Raw genomic sequence first — 4,389 nt, 5'->3', positions numbered from 1 at the left:
GTTGTTGCGCGCGGTGTGGATCACCTGCTGCGCTGCGATCACCCCGCCGGTATGCCCTCCCATGCCGTCCGCCACCACTGCCAGGGCCACCCCGCCGCCACGCGGGTGCGGCAGGATGGCCGCACGGTCCTGCTGTTCGCGGCGGTCACCCTGATGCTGGGCAACGCAGGCATCAACTGAAATCGGCATTACTCGAGTCTTTCAAAGATCGAGTCCCCCGGTCGCCACGGCTGTGCAGCGCCCAGCACGGGATACCGGCCGCCGCGCGAGGAAGCGGACAGTCGGCCTTGCCGGGCGATTCAGAGCGTCACCCGCCGCAGATCCTCCGGCCGCGGCAGATGATCGCTGCGATCCGGATTGCGCTCGATGAACAGGCGATGGGCACCCACCACGATGAGGTGCACTTCTTCAGCACTCAGTTGTGGAAAGTTCTCCCGCACGATGCGATGGGCGAGATGCTCGAGTGGCTGGCCAGCCCAGCCCTGCTCGGGATCGAAGAAGGGCTCGATGATCAGGAAAGCGTCGTCAAAAAGGGCGCGCAGAACAAGGTTCTGCCGCCGTTCCTGCGTTCCGCCGGCTACTTGCCCCCGCTGTTCGCTCATTCACTTACCCTCCCGCGGCATGCAAAGCCACTTCCCCGGTTCGCGCCGCACTCGCTCTTGAATCTTGCCGCTGCCGACTCTCTGCCGTCGGGCCACGAATTCTATCGCTTTCGGGACCGGTCAGGGTACCGGATATCGCCCGATCTGCCACGACATGTCGACCGCGACCAGCGTTGCCGCAAGCAGCGCTCGCTCCCTGCTCAAGCGATCACTGCCCCACACCTCTTCGGGGCAGCCTGCCAAAAATAGCCTTCTTCATCCATTCTCGCCAGCTCCCCGGTCAGTACCCAGCCATCGCCGACGAAGGCCCCGGCGGTCACCGCCGCGTCCTGCCAGTAACCGAGCATGACCACCGGATCGTCTTCGCCCCAGCACTGACGATGCACCGCCAATTCGCCCACTTCACCCGGCGGCAGTTCCTTGCCCTGACCGTCCACCACAGCCACCCGGTGTCCCGGAAAGGCGCGGCCCATCGCCCCGGGCTTGGCCGGCCAGCGCGGAGCACCGCCGCCAAACACGCCACTCATTGCGTCATGAGCAGAGAGCTGATTGATCGTCACGCCGAGTTTCTCGCTCGCCCAGTGCAACACGGTCTCGCCCAGCGGCTCACCCGCGCTCGCCAGAGTACGCAGATCGAGATCGTAGATCGCTCTCGGGTCCGCTACCGCCTGCATCATCATCGTCAGCTCGGCCGGTGAAAGAAAGCTGTTGCGCACTCCATAGCGTTCCATCAGGTCGAACACCCTGGCTGCCTCGAAGCGACCGTTATAGGCCAGCAAGGGCAGGCCGAAGTGCCAGGTCGGCAAGAGCACGTTCCACAGGCCGCCAGCCGATCCCCAGCCGGCCGGCGACCAGAAGAGGTCGCGCGCTTGCGGCAAGAAGTCGTGCGCGCAGACGTAAGCGCTCAGTTTGCCAAGTAACGTTCGCTGCGCCATCACCACGCCCTTGGCTCCGCCACCTGTCGCAGTTCTCGGGTAGACGATGATTGCCGGATCGCTGGCGCCGGTTTCCAGCGCGGTGTAGCGTGGTGAGGCATGCTCGAGCACCTCGGCCCAGGGCTTGATCCCTGCGCCATCCGCCGCAGCGACCCCGATGACGTGCCGCAACTGCGGCAGTCGTTGGTGGATTTGCGCCAGTGTCGGCTGCGCCACCTGGTCGAGGATGACCAGATGCGCCGCCGAGTCGCCCAGCCGATGTTCGAGCGCCGCCGGTCGGCAATGCGGTGACAGCGGTACGGCGATGGCCCCCATCTGGTAGATTGCGACATGCGCGATGGCCGCCTCCGGGCGTTGCGGCAGCGCGACGGCCACCCGGTCGCCAGCCAGTGTACCCAGCGCCGCCAGCACATTGGAGAGACGATTGGCTTCACGCTGGATGTCCCAGAAGGTGTGTGCCGAAGTGAAACCGCTCTCCTCCTCGTAGTACAAGGCAAAGCGGCTGCGTTCATCGGCCCAGCGGCCGCAGATGTCGCGCGCGATGTTGTAGCGTTCCGGAACCTGCCAGCGGAAAGTCCGGCAAAGTTCGGCGTAGTTCGGCGCCCGACGGTCGATCTCCATGCTGCGCGCTTCTCTCCGCCCGACCGCCTCTCAGACGACTGCGCTCAGCCGCTCGTCGATCAGTTCGATCCAGTGCCGCACCGGCATCCTGCTGCCACTCTGCAGGTGTGTCTGACAGCCGATGTTGGCGGTGACGAGCACCGCCGGTGAGCCGGCGTTCATCGCTGCCAGCTTGTTGTCGCGCAGTTGGGTGGCGAGCACGGGCTGGCTGATCGAATAGGTGCCCGCCGAACCGCAACACAGGTGCGGGTCAGCAACCGGCGTCAACTGATAGCCGGCCGCAGTGAGCAGTGTTTCAACCACGCCACGAATCTTCTGCGCGTGTTGCAGCGTGCACGGCGAGTGAAAGGCAACCCGCTGTCCGAGCCCATTGTTGCGCTCGCGCAGCAGTTCGACCAGACGACCTTGTTCGGCAGCCAGCACTTCGCAGGCATCGCGCGTCAGTTCCGAAATACGGGCCGCCTTGGCGGCATAAAGCGGATCGTGCTTCAACAACTCACCGTACACCCGAACATGCTCGCCGCAACCCGAGGCGGTCATCACGAACCCTTCAACCCGGCCGCTCTCGACTTCCGGCCACCAGGCGTCGATCACCTGCCGCATGTCATCGAGCGCCTTGTCCTGGGCGTGCAGATGATAGCGCAGGGCACCGCAGCAGGCAGCGCCCGGCATCTCGACCAGTTCGATGCCGAGCCGGTCGAGCACGCGCGCGGTCGCCGCATTGGTGTTGGGAGTCAGGGTCGGCTGTACGCAACCGGCCAGGGCGATCATCTTGCGCCGATGCCTCGCCGGCTGCGGCCACGGTCGGGTGTCGTCACCGGCAGCCATCGGCACCTTGTCGGCCAACACTCGTGGCAGCAGCGGCCGCATCATCTGGCCGAGGCGCACCGCCGGCTTGAAGATCCAGTTGCGCGGCAGTGCTTCGCAGAGCAGGAAGCGCGTCGCGCGCATGGCGAAGGAACGGGGTACCCGCTGCTCGATGACTTCGCGCCCGATGTCGAGCAACCGGTGATACCTGACGCCCGACGGACAGGTCGTTTCGCAGGCACGGCAGCTCAGACAGCGGTCCAGATGCAACTGCGTCTTGTCGCTCACCGGCTGCCCTTCGAGCATCTGCTTGATCAGATAGATGCGGCCGCGCGGGCCGTCGAGTTCGTCGCCGAGCAACTGGAAGGTCGGACAGGTGGCAGTGCAGAAGCCGCAATGTACGCAACTGCGCAGAATCGCGTCGGCCTCGCGCCCGGCCGCCGTGTCCTTGATGAAATCGGCTAGATTGGTTTGCATGGTCGGCGAACTCTCATAGGTCCGGGTACATCCGGCCGGGATTGAAAACCCCCTGCGGGTCGAAAGCCTGTTTCAGATTGCGATGAATCCTGGCCAGCGACCCGGACAACGGCTGGAAAACGCCAACCGAGACCTTCAAGGCGTCATCGCCACGGAACAGGGTGGCATGCCCACCGGCCTTTGCCGCTGCAGCACGGATTTCTGCGGCGTCGCCACCGCGCAACCAGCGTTGCGCCCCACCCCATTCGATCAGGGTCGGTCCCAGTCCCTGCGGCTCTGCGACCGAAGGCAGTCCGAGACGCCAGAGGGGTTCTTCACCGGCGAAGAAGGCGTGCTGCTGCTCGCGGATCGATACCCAGAAGGTAGCCGCCTCGGCATCGTCGAGCAGGTCTCCGGCAAGCTTGCGCTGTGCTGCCGCCACTGCCGCTGCTGCCCCGGAGAGGCGCAACGTCAGCACGCCGTCGTGCCAGGCCGACGCCGAAATCGGCAGTGGCCGTCCACCCCACTCGTTGAGCCGGCGAAGCGCCGAGGCTTCGTCGAAGGCAAAGCGCAGACTCTTTTCGGCCACCGGCTGCGGCAGCACCTTGAGCGACACTTCGAGGACGATGCCAAGCGTGCCAAGGCTGCCGGCAATCAGGCGCGGCACATCGTAGCCGGCGACGTTCTTCATCACCTGACCGCCGAAGGACAGGACCTCGCCACGGCCGTCCAGCAGTTTGACGCCGAGGACGAAGTCGCGCAGTGCGCCGACCGCCTGCCGGCGCGGACCCGACAGGCCGCTCGCCAGCATGCCGCCAACCGTTGCTGCCGGACCGCAATGCGGCGGCTCGAAAGCCAGCCACTGGCCTTTTCCGGCCAGTGTCCCGGCCAGTTCGGCGAGCGGCGTTCCGGCACGCACGGTAACCACCAGCTCGGTCGGCTCGTAGGCAACGATACCGCGCAGGCCG

At 65.7% G+C, this 4,389-nt stretch carries 4 protein-coding genes and 1 pseudogene; all 5 read right to left on the bottom strand.

Going from position 1 to position 4,389, the window contains the following annotated elements; translation table 11 throughout:
• Positions 1-189, bottom strand: a pseudogene (locus tag JNK99_RS08685) (serine/threonine-protein phosphatase); the annotation flags it as partial.
• A gap of 110 nt (positions 190-299) precedes the next feature.
• Positions 300-602, bottom strand: a complete 303-nt coding sequence (locus tag JNK99_RS08680; protein ID WP_291851472.1) for a hypothetical protein — start codon at positions 600-602, stop codon at positions 300-302.
• A gap of 200 nt (positions 603-802) precedes the next feature.
• The gene (locus JNK99_RS08675) at positions 803-2,158 is read right to left on the bottom strand and encodes an AMP-binding protein (protein ID WP_291851469.1); all 1,356 of its coding nucleotides are present in this window, start codon (positions 2,156-2,158) and stop codon (positions 803-805) included.
• 30 nt (positions 2,159-2,188) lie between these two features.
• The gene (gene glcF / locus JNK99_RS08670; protein ID WP_291851467.1) at positions 2,189-3,442 is read right to left on the bottom strand and encodes a glycolate oxidase subunit GlcF; all 1,254 of its coding nucleotides are present in this window, start codon (positions 3,440-3,442) and stop codon (positions 2,189-2,191) included.
• A 13-nt stretch (positions 3,443-3,455) separates the two neighbouring features.
• A partial coding sequence (gene glcE, locus JNK99_RS08665) for a glycolate oxidase subunit GlcE (protein ID WP_291851464.1) occupies positions 3,456-4,389 on the bottom strand: 934 nt, incomplete at its 5' end.

The sequence above is a fragment of the Accumulibacter sp. genome (genome assembly GCF_016789985.1).
Classification (GTDB): domain Bacteria; phylum Pseudomonadota; class Gammaproteobacteria; order Burkholderiales; family Rhodocyclaceae; genus Accumulibacter.
This window is presented reverse-complemented; position numbering and strand designations above follow the sequence as displayed.